The 15,730-nt window shown below is 44.6% G+C and carries 13 protein-coding genes and 1 pseudogene; 11 read left to right on the plus strand and 3 right to left on the minus strand.

Annotation, left to right across the window (positions count from 1 at the left end):
• The first annotated feature begins 56 nt into the window (after window positions 1-56).
• Both ACLTWA_RS00160 and mscL read left to right on the plus strand, forming a co-directional pair.
• On the plus strand, window positions 57-818 hold the full coding sequence (locus tag ACLTWA_RS00160; RefSeq protein WP_412325542.1) for an SDR family NAD(P)-dependent oxidoreductase: 762 nt from the start codon (window positions 57-59) through the stop codon (window positions 816-818).
• A 223-nt stretch (window positions 819-1,041) separates the two neighbouring features.
• Window positions 1,042-1,575 carry a large conductance mechanosensitive channel protein MscL gene (mscL, locus tag ACLTWA_RS00165; RefSeq protein WP_412325543.1) on the plus strand — a complete coding sequence of 178 codons (534 nt, stop codon included), beginning with the start codon at window positions 1,042-1,044 and terminating at the stop codon, window positions 1,573-1,575.
• Here the strand turns inward: mscL and ACLTWA_RS00170 are convergent.
• Entirely contained in the window at window positions 1,572-3,254 is a 1,683-nt protein-coding gene (locus ACLTWA_RS00170; RefSeq protein ID WP_412325544.1) for a S8 family peptidase, read from the minus strand. The genes mscL and ACLTWA_RS00170 overlap by 4 nt on opposite strands.
• Window positions 3,255-3,427: 173 nt before the next feature.
• On the opposite strand from ACLTWA_RS00170, the gene ACLTWA_RS00175 reads away from it, so the two are divergent.
• Complete coding sequence (locus tag ACLTWA_RS00175; RefSeq protein ID WP_412325545.1) at window positions 3,428-5,101, plus strand: S8 family peptidase; 1,674 nt, start codon at window positions 3,428-3,430, stop codon at window positions 5,099-5,101.
• Window positions 5,102-5,284: 183 nt separating this feature from the next.
• Here ACLTWA_RS00175 and ACLTWA_RS00180 read toward each other — a convergent pair whose 3' ends face one another.
• A complete protein-coding gene (locus ACLTWA_RS00180; protein WP_412325546.1) occupies window positions 5,285-5,503 on the minus strand; it encodes a heavy-metal-associated domain-containing protein in 219 nt (72 codons plus the stop codon).
• The gene (locus tag ACLTWA_RS00185) at window positions 5,500-5,667 is read right to left on the minus strand and encodes a CPC_1213 family protein (protein WP_412325547.1); all 168 of its coding nucleotides are present in this window, start codon (window positions 5,665-5,667) and stop codon (window positions 5,500-5,502) included. The genes ACLTWA_RS00180 and ACLTWA_RS00185 overlap by 4 nt, the downstream gene beginning before the upstream one ends.
• A gap of 345 nt (window positions 5,668-6,012) precedes the next feature.
• On the opposite strand from ACLTWA_RS00185, the gene ACLTWA_RS00190 reads away from it, so the two are divergent.
• From ACLTWA_RS00190 to ACLTWA_RS00225, 8 genes and pseudogenes are all read left to right on the plus strand, one after another.
• Complete coding sequence (locus tag ACLTWA_RS00190) at window positions 6,013-7,662, plus strand: peptide ABC transporter substrate-binding protein (protein ID WP_412325548.1); 1,650 nt, start codon at window positions 6,013-6,015, stop codon at window positions 7,660-7,662.
• A gap of 90 nt (window positions 7,663-7,752) precedes the next feature.
• The gene (locus tag ACLTWA_RS00195; protein ID WP_412325549.1) at window positions 7,753-8,691 is read left to right on the plus strand and encodes an ABC transporter permease; all 939 of its coding nucleotides are present in this window, start codon (window positions 7,753-7,755) and stop codon (window positions 8,689-8,691) included.
• Between the two features lie 2 nt (window positions 8,692-8,693).
• Window positions 8,694-9,599: an ABC transporter permease gene (locus ACLTWA_RS00200; protein WP_412325550.1), complete on the plus strand. Its 906-nt coding sequence runs from the start codon at window positions 8,694-8,696 to the stop codon at window positions 9,597-9,599.
• Between the two features lie 10 nt (window positions 9,600-9,609).
• Window positions 9,610-10,600: pseudogene (locus tag ACLTWA_RS00205) on the plus strand (ABC transporter ATP-binding protein).
• 11 nt (window positions 10,601-10,611) lie between these two features.
• A complete protein-coding gene (locus ACLTWA_RS00210; protein WP_412325551.1) occupies window positions 10,612-11,580 on the plus strand; it encodes an ABC transporter ATP-binding protein in 969 nt (322 codons plus the stop codon).
• Window positions 11,581-11,624: 44 nt separating this feature from the next.
• On the plus strand, window positions 11,625-12,392 hold the full coding sequence (locus ACLTWA_RS00215; protein WP_412325552.1) for a copper homeostasis protein CutC: 768 nt from the start codon (window positions 11,625-11,627) through the stop codon (window positions 12,390-12,392).
• The gene (locus tag ACLTWA_RS00220; protein ID WP_412325553.1) at window positions 12,371-13,135 is read left to right on the plus strand and encodes a DeoR/GlpR family DNA-binding transcription regulator; all 765 of its coding nucleotides are present in this window, start codon (window positions 12,371-12,373) and stop codon (window positions 13,133-13,135) included. The genes ACLTWA_RS00215 and ACLTWA_RS00220 overlap by 22 nt, the downstream gene beginning before the upstream one ends.
• Before the next feature lie 28 nt (window positions 13,136-13,163).
• Complete coding sequence (locus ACLTWA_RS00225) at window positions 13,164-15,725, plus strand: transglutaminase-like domain-containing protein (RefSeq protein ID WP_412325554.1); 2,562 nt, start codon at window positions 13,164-13,166, stop codon at window positions 15,723-15,725.
• Window positions 15,726-15,730: the final 5 nt, after the last annotated feature.

A 15,730-nucleotide genomic window follows, 5' to 3' on the forward strand; every position in this document is an offset into this window, starting at 1 on the left:
ATATGTTAAAATAATATCAATCATATAAGCGAGTTTTTTCTAAAGAGAGGAGTTAGATGATGTTTGATCTAAAAGGTAGAGTTTGTGTTATTTCGGGTGCTTCTTCTGGTCTTGGCGCACAGATGGCAGAAGGGTTCGCTGCACAGGGAGCTGATGTGGTGATTACTGCCAGAAGGCTTGAGCGGCTTGAGCAGGTGGCAGAAAAGATTAAATCCTTTGGCGTAAAGGTTTTGGCGGTTCGTTGTGATGTAACGGATACAGCTTCTGTAGAAGCTGCGGCAGATGCGGTTATAAAGGAATTTGGTAAGGTGGATATTTTAGTAAACTGTGCAGGTTCCGCAAAGAATGCAGGCGTTGTGGACATGACGGATGAAGAATGGGATTTTACCATTGATACCGATCTGACCAGTGTATTCAAGGTCACCAGAGCGTTTTCCAAACATATGATTGAAAAGAAGTATGGAAGAATCATTAATATTGCCTCTATGTACGGTCTGGTTGGGAATACTGCAATCGATACGGTAGCATACCATGCGTCCAAGGGAGGAGTGGTCAATTTTACCCGTGCGGTAGCAGCAGAGCTTGCAAAATATAATATTACCTGCAATGCCATCTGTCCTGGATATTTTGCCACAGAACTGACCATTGATACTTTAAAAACAGAGCAGTTCACAAATTATATGAAAGCTACGGTACCTTTGGGACGCTATGGCAACGAAGGGGAATTGAATTCTGCTGCGGTTTTCCTGGGAAGTGACGAAGCATCTTACGTTACGGGAGTTATTTTGCCAGTGGATGGCGGATATACGGCTGTTTAAAAATAAAGACCCACAGAAGTTTCCTGGCTGTGGGTCTTTTTATCGTATAGGAGAGTTCGTCTTATAGGATAAAAAAACTCCGGGAGAATCCTGCAAGCGTGATTCTTTCTTACGGTATGAATATTTTGAATCATGCCAATGCATCATAAGGAAGTGTGTTATGTACAGTTGAATAGTAAATATAAAAAGTATCGATACAGATACTGAGAGAGGATAGATGGTTATGAGCAAAGATAAACCAGTAATCAATGAATTTAAAGAGTTTATTTTACGTGGAAATGTGGTGGATCTGGCAGTCGGTGTCATTATCGGTGCAGCCTTTCAGGCAATTGTCAGTTCCCTGGTTAAGGATATTATTTCTCCCCTTATTGGTGTGATTACCGGAGGCGTGGACTTTTCCAATAAATTCCTGCTTCTTTATACTCCCCAGGAAGGGGCTGATGTTTCAAACCTGACGGCTGCAAGCTCCATGGGTCCGGTATTTGCATATGGTGCATTTATTACATCAGTCATCAATTTTCTTATTATGGCAGTTGTGATCTTTATAATGGTAAAAGCTCTCAATACCCTTCGGGGAAAATCGCAGCAGGTGATTGCACAGCAGGCAAAGCCTCAGACTGCAGCCAATCCAGCTTCCCAGGAAAAGCAGTGCCCTCACTGCTACAAGCAGATCCATGTGAATGCGACCCGTTGTCCTTACTGTACAAGCCAGCTAAAAGGGCAGAACGAAGCCGGCTCGGATTCCGGTCAGAGCTAGTCTGGACGGTCATCGGAAAGCCGGTCCAGCAATGTGTTTACATCGACCACACCATACCCCCAGATGTTATTCGGATAGTTGAAATTCGGATTGCGTCTGGCTGATCTCATTAGCATCAGATTGATCTGTTCGCCGGTCGTGTAGGTAAAGTTGCCTTTGCCCTGAGTCCATTCAAAGACAGATGCACAGGCGCCTGTAATATAGGCTGCCGCCGCTCCGGTCCCTGTCAGCGTTCCATACCCGTTTCCAGGAACGGCACAGGTGATTTCATAGCCGGGGGCTGCCAGATCCGGTTTTACCAGACCGCTTCTTGTATAGCCTCTGCCGGACATATCAAGTATATTGCCGTTGGTTTGATTATAGGCAGTTGCTGTAAGGGGATGCCAGGTGTTGCCGGGTGCGGTTATGGTGGTGTCAGGATCAGGAAGGAGAAAGAAGGTTCCATCGGATATCAGATCTCCGGAAGGCAGCCAGGAATGAAGAGAGAATGGTTCGTCATTTGTACTTTGCACATGGAAATACCATATTCCCGGAAGCGGATCTACAAAACGTATCAGTATCAGCTGGTCTCCGGTACCCCGTTCAAAGGCCATGTTATTGATCCAGACAATGCTGCTGCTGGATTTAAAGTTGAATTGCTCGCAGACATCAAAGGTGGGAGTGATGAGCGGAATCTGTTCCCCGTTTGGGGCGGCTAATTCGACGAAAAGCCTTCCGGGTACATGAGGCCAGATTTCCATGGAAAACATCCGGTCCACCGGGCTGACGTTAAGCTGAAAATCCTTTGTATGAGGAGGCGCATAGTTTCTTCCATAATAATGACGGTTGCTGTTTCCTTCATTTCCTGCGGAGACAACCACGTCAATATTGGGAATCCGAATTATACTTTCCAGATAAGTGCCTAAGGCTCCCCGTCCGTCGTGGCTTCCCTGGCTGCTGCCGAGAGCGATACAGATGACAAGCGGGCGTTTGAATCTTTGCGCCACTGTAATGAGATATCGAACACCAAGAATGATGTCGGATTCCTGATAACACAGTCTATCATCAGGAACGCAAAAGATCATTTTGAGATTTTGTTTTGCTTCCTTCAATTTTACAACGATCAGGTTTGAATTGGGAACAACGCCAGAAAAGGATTGTTCTTCATTATAGGATCCGGCAATGATGCTGGCAATGGCGGTTCCATGCCCGTTATCATCAGTGGTAGGTACTACGGTCAGGGGATTTGTGTATTGGAGCGCATCATTAATGACAGGTCCTGTGTACTCGGTGCCAAATGAAAAACCTGTTGGAGGCTCCCCATCCTGTATGGTTTGATCCCAGATGGAAATGATCCGGGAGGTTTTGTCTCTGTTTAAAAAAGCGGGATGTTGGTAATCGATTCCCGTATCGATCACACCAACCATGATACCTTGCCCGAATAAACGGTAGTCTGTGGACTGCTGGACAGAGCATTCATTTCCGGGATTTGTGCTGACGACAGATGTGAGAGTAAAAAGTGAAGAGTAAAGATAGTATGGATATAAGCCCAGATCACAAAGCTGCATATCATTTTTTGAAACATGAAGCAGAGAATGGTCATTATTCAGCCATGTGATGTTATCTCCGCTGCTGAAATCCGGAATAAGGGAATTACTGATAATGAGGTCATAATAATTGTTGTCCAGTATTTTTTCCATAATTTTGCCCCTTTTTGCATCTGCGGATATAATATATGTTATAGTTTATGCGCCATTTCTGCGGATATGAGGATTGTTTTTTCGGGAAGAGCATGGATCTTGCATTCATAATAGAAGTCTGTTTGCATAAAATATATCATATGCGCCATAGTTGCAGATGGGGAGGCCTGATTGTGCAGAAAATAGTGGATGAAAACTATTATGATATAATTATCAGTAATGTTATGATTCCAAGTTATGACACAGGAGATAATATTACATTTATGAATTTGAGGCATTCCCTGGCTCATATTCCCAGTACTGACGGAGCCCCATGTGATTTGGGGACTTATCCATACAATGCGTTTCCCTCTGTCCTTACTCTCAGTTCCACCATCAGCCTGGAACAGTCCGGCATCGGAACGGTGCAAAGAAATCCCTATCTTGCATTGTTTGGAAGAGGAGTCATTGTTGCGGTGATAGATACGGGAATTGATTATCAGCATCAGGCATTTTTATATAATGACGGAACTACGCGAATCCTCTCTCTTTGGGATCAGACCATACAGACTGGGCCGCCGCCGGAAGGATATACATATGGCACGGAGTATACAAGAGAACATATCAATGTAGCGCTGAGATCAGAAAATCCTTTATCCATTGTCCCTTCCGTAGATACCAATGGGCATGGAACCGCAATTGCAAGCGTTATGGCGGGAAAGCCCAATCTGGAACAGTCTTTCAGCGGTGTTGTTCCGGAAGCAGATCTTCTTATTGTCAAGTTGAAACCGGCGAAAGCAAATTTAAAAAGAATTTTTTTTGTACCGGAAGAAGCGGAATGCTACCAGGAATCGGACTTGATCATCGGCCTTAATTATGTAACATCAGTGGGACTAAGGCTGAACCGTCCGGTTGTTGTGTGCGTTGCAATGGGAACAAACCAGTCAAGCCATGACGGAAGAGGGGCAACCAGCTATTATACCAATTTTCTGGCGCAGCAGCCTCTGACCGGAATCACCATAACCACCGGTAATGAAGCAAATAAGCGGAGACATTACTTTAACAATACCATTGCAGAGCCATTTTCCAATCAGTTTGAATTGCGTGTAGGAGAAAGTGACAGGCTGTTTGCCATCGAGCTGTGGCCCTTTGCACCAGCCAGACTGGCGATTGAAATTATAGCACCCAATCAGGAATCTACCGGAGAAGTCCTCCCTTCACTAGGTGAGTGCAGGGAATTTTCCCTTGCCTCCAATGAAAGCGGTGTATGGATCAACAATTATATATTTGAAGAAGAAACCGGAGACCAGCTGATATTGATGCGTTTCCAAAACCCCATTCCGGGAATTTGGAATATCCGGGTCGTGAATTTAGATAATGAGGCGTTTTCTTTTCACGCGTGGCTGCCGTCCGGGGATTTGATTTCGGATGAAACCTTTTTCGTTAATTCTAATCCGGACACCACCATAACCTCTCCGGGGAATGCCACCAACCCTTTGACCGTAACAGCATACAACCAGTTTAATGACAGCATTTTGCCGGAGTCTGGCAGAGGCTATACAAGAACCGGCTTGATCAAGCCGGATATATCAGCGCCGGGTTTCCAGCTTGCTTGCGCCGTTCCTGGAAACCGGTACGGAACGATCACCGGAAGCGGATGCGCTGCCGCACAGGCAGCAGGAATCGTTGCCATGGTTTTTGAATGGGCAGTGCCAAGAGGAAATTACACCAATATAACAGGTAATGATGTAAACCGCCTGATTATCAGAGGTGCCCAGCGCAGCACTGCTTTTACCTATCCCAATAACATCTGGGGGTATGGTAAGATTGAAGTAAACATGCTGTTTGAGCGGCTGACCAATATATAAACCAGTTAAATAAGGACATTCCGTAATGTTTAGAAGAAAAAATTATATTTGTTTGAATATAATTTCAAAAATGGTCCATAATAAAAATATACCAAAGATAAGTGAATACTTATCCTCCCCTTTTTAATACCCCATGTGCGGCAAAGGCGTCGCATGTGGGGTATTTTTTTGTGTGCAGGCTTTTTACCGGTCTGTCTGGCTTATAATGTTACAGCCAACATTTTCAATACAGGACTTTATGGAATTTTCGTCTGTTGAATCACGATATCCAATTTCAATTGATTCTCTTGCCACATCAACGTTTACCATGGAAATTCCATCTAATTTTTCTAGTGCATTTTTAAGCTGTGTCTTCATTTCAGAATTTTGGATTCCGGAAATATTGTAGTGTACTCGGTTCATGAGATGTCTCCTTTGTGTTTTTCTTTTTCTTTTGAGTTATCGGACTTTAATCCAAACACGGCTCTGGCACTTTCTGCCTGTGGATTGTGATTGACATGTTTGGAATGAAACGTTCCGTCTTCCTTTTTGTGATTGGCGGTACTCTTTTTTTGATTTCTGCTCATAGTTTGCCTCCTTTTCTCTATATAGCTGTTATTTTAGTATCCCATTTATATAAAAGTTTCATTCTGCTATACGTTTACAATTAAAACCAGACAAGCAGTTCGGTAAGGTGTATATATAACTAAAAAAACGAAGAATATTAATGATGGACAAAAGAATCTTAATTATATGGCCGATAAAAAGGTATATTTACTTGTTTTGAATTGAAACAATTCAAAACAATACAAAATAAGAAAATTATATTGACTTAAATAGGCGGTTTATGTATAATTCTAATAATTTGATGGGCGAAATGCCTGTAAATTAAGATGAAACAATAAAAAACAATTGTTAAGAGGAGAGGAACGATGAGAAAAAAAGTTTTAGCTTTAAGTTCGGCGGTTTGTCTGGCCATGGGCGTTCTGACAGGCTGTGGCTTTACCGGTTCCACGGAAAGTACTGCCGCAAGTGAAACGGCTGCAGGAAAAGAAAGTGAAGCGGCTGCAGGCAGTCAGGTACTCAGCGTATATGCCAATGCCGAGATCAAGACACTGGTACAGTGGGCTGCTTCTGACAGCCAGTCGGCAATGGTGAATAATAATGCATTTGAAGGTCTTCTTCGTCTCGATGAGAAGAATGAAGCACAGCCGGCGCTTGCAGAGAGCTTTGATGTTTCAGAGGATAAGCTTACATATACCTTTCATTTAAGAGACGGCCTGCAGTGGAGCGACGGAACTCCTCTGACAGCCAATGATTTTGTATTTGCCTGGTTAAAGCAGATGAGTGCAGAGGCAACCAACGGCTACAGCTTTATTATGACAGATTATATTGTCAATGGGATTGAGTATAATGAAGGAACCGTAAAAGCGGAGGAGGTTGGAGTAAAGGCTCTTGATGACAAGACTCTGGAAGTGACCTTAAAGGCACCAACACCTTATTTTCCAAGATTAACCGTTCTTTGCCAGTTTTTCCCTCTTAACGAAGCCTATGTAACGGAACAAGGCGATCAGTATGGTCTGACGGCTGATCATATGATCTACTGCGGTCCCTACGTAATTACCAGCTACGATCCGGCTGTGGGAGCTGACTTAAAGAAGAATGAGAAATACTGGGATGCAGAAAATGTTAAGGTTGAAGATGCCAGAGTCCGTGTTATGAAAGACGGTTCGGCAGCCTTAAATGCGTATCTTGCTAATGAATTAAGCCAGGTGAAACTGGATTCTTCCAATGTAGCAGCTTATGAAAATGATCCGGAATTCCATTCAGAAAGTGAATTTAGAACCGAGTATCTTCAGTTCTCTTTGTCAAATCCGGTAATGGCCAATAAAAATATCCGCCGGGCCGTTTCTATGGCAATTGACAGAGAAACTCTTGCAAAAGCAATTCTGGCGGACGGATCCTCTAAAAGTGCCGGGCTTATTGCAGAAGGCATGTATGGAAATGATGAGAAGACCTTCCGTGAATTAAACGGGACTGTTAGCCCCTTTGATGCAGCACAGGCAAAGAAATACTGGGAAGAGGGCGTAAAGGAGCTGGGTCAGACTCCTACGCTTACGTTACTGGTAAGAGATGATTCTGTAACAAAAGCGGTTGCCACTTACATACAAAGTGAGCTGAACAAGAACTTAGGCATTGACATTGTCATTGATACAAAAACCGTTCAGGCAAGAAATGAATTAATGGATAATGATAATTACATGTTCGCATCCACCGCATGGGGCGCTGATTACGATGATCCTATGACCTATCTGGATTTATGGACCAATGGAACTCCTTACCGCGGTTCCTACACCAATGAGGAATACAACAAACTGATCAGCGGTGCGAAAACAGAAACCGATGATGCAAAGCGTCTGGATATGCTGCTGCAGGCAGAGAAAATCCTGGTACAGGACGATGTGGTGGTAGCTCCCTTGTTCCACAGAGGATCTGCAACTCTTACAAAATCCAACGTAAAAGGACTGGTCAACCACCCATTCGGACCAGAAGTGGAATTCAAATACGCTTATTTTGAATAGGCAACACAGCCATCCTTCCTATCTGTATAAGAGGAAGGATGGTTCTTTTGTAAAAACTTACCACAATATCAATGCAAAGGAGAACGCAGCATGATAAAATATATTTCAAAGCGGCTTATTTATCTGGTGTTTACACTTTGGGTCATTGTTACCGCCACTTTTTTTCTGATGAAGAAGCTGCCCGGATCTCCCTTTGACGCAGAGCGGTTTAATTTAATGTCGGCAGCACAGCAGCAGACAATATTAGAACAGTATGGATTAGATGAATCTCTGCCCCGTCAGTATGTAAAATATATGGGAAATATTCTTCACGGTGATTTTGGAACATCTTTTACCTATTCGGGGCAAAAGGTGTCTTCTGTTATTGGCGGGAGAATCGGTCCGTCTGCCCTTATCGGACTACAGGCGGTTCTCATTGGTTTAGGAGTGGGACTGACGCTGGGAATTATCGCTGCCTGGAGGCATAACAGCGGCATTGATTACTTTACCATGATTCTGGCCGTGTTAGGGGTGTCAGTCCCTAACTTTGTTGCTGCGGCTCTTTTGCAGTATTACGTGGCTTTGAAATGGGGCATTCTGCCCGTTGGCTTCTGGACGGAATGGAAATGTTCTGTACTTCCATCCATTGCGCTTTCTTTTTCTGCCACAGCAATGGTTGCCAGATTCATCCGTACGGAAATGCTTGAGGTACTGGAACAGGATTATATCGTTACGGCAAGGGCAAAGGGACTCAGTCCGATGAAAGTACTGATGCGCCATGCGGTAAGGAACTCCATCATTCCGGTAGTGACCATTCTTGGACCTATCGTAGTCAATCTTCTTACCGGTTCCCTTGCGGTGGAAAACATCTATACCATACCGGGAATCGGCAGCTTATTTGTAGACAGTATTAAGGCAAATGACTATTCCACAATTATGGGAATCACTGTTTTCTACAGTGCTTTTTATATATTTGTAGTTCTGATCGTGGATATTGCGTATTCCCTGATTGACCCCAGGATACGTCTGGCATCAGGTAAGGAGGGGTGATCATGGATGAATTATTTGTAAAAGTAAAAGTAGATGAATCAGAAAAGGAACATATTGCAAGGCCCAACCTTACGGCGTTTCAGGATGGGTGGCTGCGTTTAAAGAAGAATAAAGCGGCAGTCGTATCTTTATTTACGCTGATCGCCATTGGGATTTTAGCAATTCTTGCACCGGAATTTTCAAGATATTCTTATAAAGAAACCAATTATGATATGATTTATCAGACTCCGTCTCTGGTTCATTTATTTGGAACGGACCAGTTTGGACGGGATCTATGGGTGCGGACCTTTATGGGAACACGGATTTCCCTTCTCATTGCTTTGGTGGCGGCACTGCTTGATTTGACGGTAGGAGTGGCTTACGGTGCGGTTTCTGCTCTGTCCGGAGGCAGAGTGGATGCAGTGATGCAGCGTATCATTGAGGTATTGGTGGGCATCCCTCATTTAATTATTGTAATTCTTTTGATGATGATCATGCCGGCAGGCATTTGGACCATTGTGGCAGCACTTTCCATTACCGGCTGGGTGAATATGGCCCGTCTGGTACGTGCGGAAATATTAAAGCTGAAAAATCAGGAATTTGTCCTGGCGGCCCGAGTCTTAGGTACCAGAACGACTGGGATCATATGGAAACACTTGATTCCCAATACCGTAGGAGTCATTGTTATCAATGCCATGTTCACAATTCCTTCTGCCATATTTACAGAGGCATTTTTGAGCTTTATCGGGATCGGTATGCAGGAGCCAAAGGCTTCTTTAGGAGTTCTTATTAATAATGGATACCAGGTATTGAGAAATTTCCCCCACGTATTGATTTTTCCTGCGGTCGTAATTGTTCTTATTATGGTTTGTTTCAGTATTTTGGGGGACGGACTGCGGGATGCATTAGACCCAAGGATGAGAAAGTAGGTGAAATGGCATGAGCAGATTACTGGAAGTGAATCAGTTACATGTGAATATAAAGACCCAGCATGGGATTGTACAGGCGGTAAGGGGGGTAAGTTTTTATCTGGAAGAACAGGAGACTCTTGCAATCGTAGGAGAATCCGGTTCCGGAAAATCCATTTCCGTTAAAAGCATTATGGGGCTCCTTCCGAAAAATGGAAGAATAACAGAAGGTTCGATTATGTTTAAAGGCAATGATCTGGCAAAATTCACGGAACATCAGATGCAGAAGGTAAGAGGGTCTGATATATCCATGATCTTTCAGGATCCTATGACTTCCTTAAATCCCACCATGACGGTTGGAAAGCAGATCATGGAAGTGTTAAATGAGCACAGAAACGATATGAGCAGGGAAAAGAAAAAGGAGCGGGCCATTGAGCTTCTCTCCCTGGTAGGGATTTCCAGCCCGGAAGCAAGATTCTCTCAGTACCCCCCACCAGCTTTCCGGCGGAATGCGCCAGAGAGTTGTGATTGCAATCGCATTGGCCTGTGATCCTCAGATATTAATTGCAGATGAGCCGACGACCGCTTTGGATGTGACGATTCAGGCTCAGATTCTGGATCTTTTAAGGGATTTGCAGAAAAGGATCAAAACCTCCATCATTATGATCACTCATAATCTGGGGGTGGTGGCCAATATTGCAGACCGGGTTGCCGTCATGTACGGTGGGCAGCTGGTAGAAACTGCCGGAGTCAGGGAATTGTTTTACGAAACAAAGCATCCTTATACCAAAGGGCTTCTGGCTTCCATACCAAAGGCCATGGATAAAGGCAAGGAGCTGACGGCAATTCCCGGAACACCGCCTGATTTGATGGAACCGCCGAAAGGCTGTCCGTTTGCAGCCAGATGCAGGGAAACAATGGTAGTCTGCCAGGAATATATGCCGGAAGATACGGACTTGAAAAACGGCCATCATGCCCGCTGCTGGCTTCTTGATGAACGGGCCGGGGCTCTCAGAGAATAAGGGGGATCAGAATGTCAACAGAAAAGAAACCATTATTAGAAGTGAAGCATTTAAAGAAATACTTTCAGGTAGGGAAAAAGCAGACCTTGAAAGCGGTGGATGATGTGACACTTGAGGTATTAAAAGGAGAGACATTTGGTCTTGTTGGAGAAAGCGGCTGCGGAAAATCAACCTTTGGCAGAACGGTCATCCAATTGTATGAGCCTACTTCCGGAGAGGTTATTTACGATGGTCAGGCCATTGACGCTTCCTTGTCTGCGAACGGACATCGTGAATTTTCAAGAAAAATGCAGATGATCTTTCAGGATCCCTATGCTTCTCTCAATCCCAGAATGAAGGTCATGGATATTGTGGCGGAAGGAATGGATGCCCATCAAATCGCTTCTGGAAAAGAACGGGAGAAAAAGGTTCTGGAGCTTTTAAAGACGGTAGGTCTTTCCGAAGAACATGCCAACCGGTTCCCTCATGAGTTTTCCGGCGGACAGCGCCAGAGAGTGGGAATTGCCAGAGCGCTGGCAGTGGACCCGGAGTTTATTATCTGTGATGAACCTATTTCCGCACTTGATGTGTCCATTCAGGCACAGGTCATTAATCTGTTAAAGGAGCTGCAGAAAAAGAGAGGCCTGACTTATTTATTCATTGCCCATGATTTATCCATGGTAAAGCATATCAGCGACAGAATCGGTGTCATGTATCTGGGAGGACTTGTGGAACTGGCAGAAAGTGAAGAACTGTTTGAAGATCCGATTCATCCTTATACCAGAGCATTGCTTTCGGCGATTCCCATACCGGATCCGGATGCAGAAAAAGGGCGGAACCGGATCATGCTGGAAGGAAGTCTGCCAAATCCCATTGATTTAAAGGAGGGCTGCAGGTTTGCCTCCCGGTGTCCTCATGCGGATGAGGTATGCCGGAAGTTATCACCGGAATTTAAAGAAGTGAAGCCGGGGCATTATGCGGCCTGCCATAAGGCGGTCTAGACCGGATTCATAGCGAGTGAAAAATATATATTTAGGAGAAAACGATGAAAGACTATATCCTGGAGGTCTGTGTGGATTCTGTGGAGTCTGCGAAAGCAGCAGTACGGGGAGGTGCTGACCGGCTGGAACTGTGCGCCAATCTGGTGATTGGAGGAACCACTCCCGGAGTCAGCCAGTTTAAGCAGATACGCAAAGCCTGCAACGTTCCGATCAACGTGCTGATTCGCCCCCGGTATGGTGATTTTTTGTATACAGATCATGAGTTTCAGATGATTTTAGAAGATACAAGAATGTTTCATAAGCTTGGGGCTGATGGATTTGTCGTCGGTTTTCTTGATCCTGACGGAAATCTTGACAAAGAGCGTTTACATAAGCTTCGCATAGAAGCGGGAAAGGGCAGTATGACCCTTCACCGGGCATTTGATGTGTGCCGGGATCCTTTTAAAAGCCTGAAGGAAGCAATGGAGATCGGAGTTGATACCATACTCACCTCCGGGCAGCAGGATACCTGTCTGAAAGGAAAGAAACTTTTGGGAGAACTGGTCAGACTGGCGGAAGACAAGATCGATATTATGGCTGGAAGCGGTGTGGATGCCCATGTCATTTCCAGCCTGATGGAGGAATCCAATGTCCGGTGTTTCCATATGTCGGGGAAAGTGATTGTGGACAGCGGAATGCGTTATCGAAAAGATGATGTGAACATGGGGATTCCGGGAATCGGCGAATATGACATTTTTCGTACAGATGAAGATAAGATTAGTCAGGCGAAAAGGTGTATGGAGGAAAAGGCATGTTTACAGAAGAACGTTTAGACCGGATCTTAAAACTTTTGCAGGATCAGGGCATGGTAAAGGTAAAAGAGTTAAGCACTTTATTTCAGGTTACGGAAGACTGTATACGTAAGGATTTAAAGAATCTTGAAAATGCAGGAAAACTGAAAAGAACCTACGGAGGGGCCCTTTTATCTCAGGATTATCCTTTGAAGCGGGATGTCATAGACCGCAGAGATACAAATATTGAGAAAAAGAAGAAGATTGCCCAGAAGGCATTTGAATTGATCGGAAACAATGAAACTGTTTTTCTGGATATCTCCACCACCAATATCATGGTGGCGGAACAGCTTGCCAATTCTCATAAACGTATTACGGTAGTGACCAATATGATTGATATCATGCAGGCCCTTGCGGTAAATCCGTCAATCACTGCCATTGGTACAGGTGGTATCATGTACCGGACGGTCAATGGATTTATGGGAGCAGCAGCTATTGAGATCATCAGGCAGTACAGCTTTGACCGGGCATTCATAGGCACCTGCGGGCTGGATCTTACGGATAATTCCATTACGACTCTGGGCGTGGAAGACGGTCTTACAAAAAGAGCTGCAATTGCCAGCAGCAGGCACAAATATCTGGTCATGGAGAAAGACAAGTTTTACTTTAATGATTCCTATAAATTTGCTCACTTTGACGATATTGATGGAATCATTACGGATTCGATGCCGGATGAAGCAACGGCAAGGCGGTTTGATTCAGCCGGAGTGAGGATATTGGTATAGCATTACAAAGAAAAAGGAGAACCTTCCAATGTTTTCAGAACATCTGCAAAAATATGCCCAGGAGAAATATATGGGACGGCTTCCGTTTTTTGGAACCTTAAAAGAAGAAATAGAAGAAGCAATGGAACAATGTACACCGGATGAGCAGGTGCTTATGAAATTTCTCTACGGCACCATGCCGCTGCGGGATGCAGGGGAATATGGATTTTCCGTATTCCTTGGCTTTGTCAGGCATTCCCTGATGGTTTATCAGCAAATGGAGTGGTGCCGGAATATCCAGGAAGACGTATTTCTGCATCATATTCTCTATTACCGTGTCAATTCCGAGAATATCGAAGACTGCCGCCGGTTCTTTTATGATCAGTTAAAGGACCGGATCTCAGGGCTTTCTGTCAAAGAGGCTGTTCTGGAAATCAATTACTGGTGTGCAGAAAACGGAACGTATGAATCTTCGGATAACCGTACCATTTCCCCCATGACCTTATACCGGTCAGGAAAAGGACGCTGCGGGGAGGAATCCACCTTTGCGGTGACTGCATTCCGAAGCGTGGGAATTCCGGCCAGACAGGTATATACACCAAGATGGGCACATTGTGACGATAATCATGCATGGGTGGAAGTTTATGCAGAAGGGAAGTGGCAGTTTCTCGGGGCCTGTGAGCCGGAAGAGGTCCTTAATAGAGGCTGGTTTACAAATGCTTCCTCCAGAGCTTTGCTTATACATACCAGAACGTTTTCCGATTATTCCGTCAATGATGATTTGGAATGCGTGGGCAGGGAAGATATAACCGTTTATTACAACGGGACAAAAACCTATGCAAAGACAAAAACATATGAGATTCTGGTTGTGGATGAGAAAAAAAATCCCTTGCAGGATGTTACTGTATTTATAGAGATTTTAAATATGGCAGAATACTGCCCGGTTGCCACACTTACCACCAATGAAGCCGGAAGAGCCTTCATTACCATTGGGCTTGGGGATGTGCACATCCGTGCCGTGAAAGACGGGACATGGCTGGAAGCCTGGACCAGCGTTAAGGATACGGACCGGCTGGTTCTTGTATTTGACAAAAAAGCAGCTATCTGTCAAAAAGATATCTGGCTGGATGCGGATGTAGAAGCGCCCGGGGATTATCCCATGCATCCGGTGACGCTTACAAAAGAGCAAAAAGAGAAAAACAAAAAACGGCTCCAAAAATCCGCAGAAATGCGGGAAGGCCGTATTAACGCCTGCTATAAGGAAGAAAAGGCTCTTTTATATCCGGAAGCGGTCGGGATGCTTAAACAGTCCGCAGGCAATTTTGATGAGATTTTTCAGTTTCTGCATAAAGATAACAATCCGGACCGGCTGGCAATGTTAAAAAGTCTGACCATAAAGGATTATAAAGATGCCAAAGCGGATATTTTGGAAAGCCATCTGGCAGCAGGCACATATCGGGATAAGTGGGCGGAAAAAGGAAGTCTGGACATTTATGAGGCATATATCCTGTGTCCCAGGATTTTGTTGGAGGAGTTGACAGATTACCGGGAATTTATTCAGAACTACTTTTCGGAAGAAGAGAAAAACAGCTTTCAAAATAACCCTGCCAGCGTATGGGAATATATAAAAAGTCATATTAAATTCTTATCAAAGCTGGATTACAGTACGATTTGTTCCACTCCTGCAGGCAGCCTCAGACTTTCCTTTGCAAATCCCATCAGCCAGAAGATCCTGTTTGCGGCCATCTGCCGGACCTTTGGCATTCCGGCAAGGCTTAATCCGGTTAATCTGGAAGCAGAATTCTATGAGAATGGTTCCTTTGTTCCTGTTTCAGGAAAGAAGGAAACAAAGGCTGTCAGCTCCATGCTTTCTGCATCCATAATACTGTATACAGACCCAAAGCAGTCATGGACCTATTATCAGACCTGGACCATTGGAAAGTTAAAAAAAGACCGGTTTGAGACCCTGGATTATACGGGACTTAAATTTACAGACGGCATATTGAAGCTGGATCTGGAACCGGGGACCTACCGGCTTCTCACTTCCGCCCGGATGCCAGGCGGTGGCCAGCGTTCCAGTGCTTATGTGCTTGATTTAAAGGATAAGGAAGAAAAAGAGATAACCATGCGGCTTCGGGAAGGAAATCTGGAGGATATGCTGGTTGCCAACGTTCTTGAAGATTTTGAAATGCAGCTGTCTTCCGGTGAAAATGATATAAAAACCACGGCATCATCCGTTACAGGAAACAGAGCCAATATCCTTGCATTTTTATCCGAAGGAGAGGAACCTACGGAACATGTGCTTAATGAGATGCTGGAGCAGAAGGATGTATTGAACAGGCTGGATGCGCAGATATTATTCTTTGTACGGGACCAGGTTTCCCTAAAAAATCCCACGCTTCAAAAGGTGCTTGCTGAGATACCGGTCATCCGTACTGCATTTATAAATTTTGAGGATGCCGTAGAGCCCCTTGCCCGCAGAATGTATGTGGACCCGGAGAAGCTGCCCCTTTTGATCGTGACAAAGCCCGGATTAAAGGCCATCTACGGATGCAGCGGTTATAATGTGGGAAGTGTGGATTTGATGGTCAAGCTTTTGAGACTCTCTTAAGCAAA

The organism is Lacrimispora sp., assembly GCF_046972725.1.
In the GTDB taxonomy this organism is placed as follows: domain Bacteria; phylum Bacillota; class Clostridia; order Lachnospirales; family Lachnospiraceae; genus Lacrimispora.

What these genes read in the sequence shown, in the direction of transcription:
- mscL (WP_412325543.1), top strand. Translation starts at nt 1,042, where the DNA reads ATGAGCAAAGATAAACCAGTAATCAATGAATTTAAAGAGTTTATTTTA.
- ACLTWA_RS00215 (WP_412325552.1), top strand. Translation starts at nt 11,625, where the DNA reads ATGAAAGACTATATCCTGGAGGTCTGTGTGGATTCTGTGGAGTCTGCG.
- ACLTWA_RS00185 (WP_412325547.1), bottom strand. Translation starts at nt 5,667, where the DNA reads ATGAGCAGAAATCAAAAAAAGAGTACCGCCAATCACAAAAAGGAAGAC.
- ACLTWA_RS00160 (WP_412325542.1), top strand. Translation starts at nt 57, where the DNA reads ATGATGTTTGATCTAAAAGGTAGAGTTTGTGTTATTTCGGGTGCTTCT.
- ACLTWA_RS00200 (WP_412325550.1), top strand. Translation starts at nt 8,694, where the DNA reads ATGGATGAATTATTTGTAAAAGTAAAAGTAGATGAATCAGAAAAGGAA.
- ACLTWA_RS00180 (WP_412325546.1), bottom strand. Translation starts at nt 5,503, where the DNA reads ATGAACCGAGTACACTACAATATTTCCGGAATCCAAAATTCTGAAATG.
- ACLTWA_RS00225 (WP_412325554.1), top strand. Translation starts at nt 13,164, where the DNA reads ATGTTTTCAGAACATCTGCAAAAATATGCCCAGGAGAAATATATGGGA.
- ACLTWA_RS00195 (WP_412325549.1), top strand. Translation starts at nt 7,753, where the DNA reads ATGATAAAATATATTTCAAAGCGGCTTATTTATCTGGTGTTTACACTT.
- ACLTWA_RS00210 (WP_412325551.1), top strand. Translation starts at nt 10,612, where the DNA reads ATGTCAACAGAAAAGAAACCATTATTAGAAGTGAAGCATTTAAAGAAA.
- ACLTWA_RS00190 (WP_412325548.1), top strand. Translation starts at nt 6,013, where the DNA reads ATGAGAAAAAAAGTTTTAGCTTTAAGTTCGGCGGTTTGTCTGGCCATG.
- ACLTWA_RS00220 (WP_412325553.1), top strand. Translation starts at nt 12,371, where the DNA reads ATGTTTACAGAAGAACGTTTAGACCGGATCTTAAAACTTTTGCAGGAT.
- ACLTWA_RS00170 (WP_412325544.1), bottom strand. Translation starts at nt 3,254, where the DNA reads ATGGAAAAAATACTGGACAACAATTATTATGACCTCATTATCAGTAAT.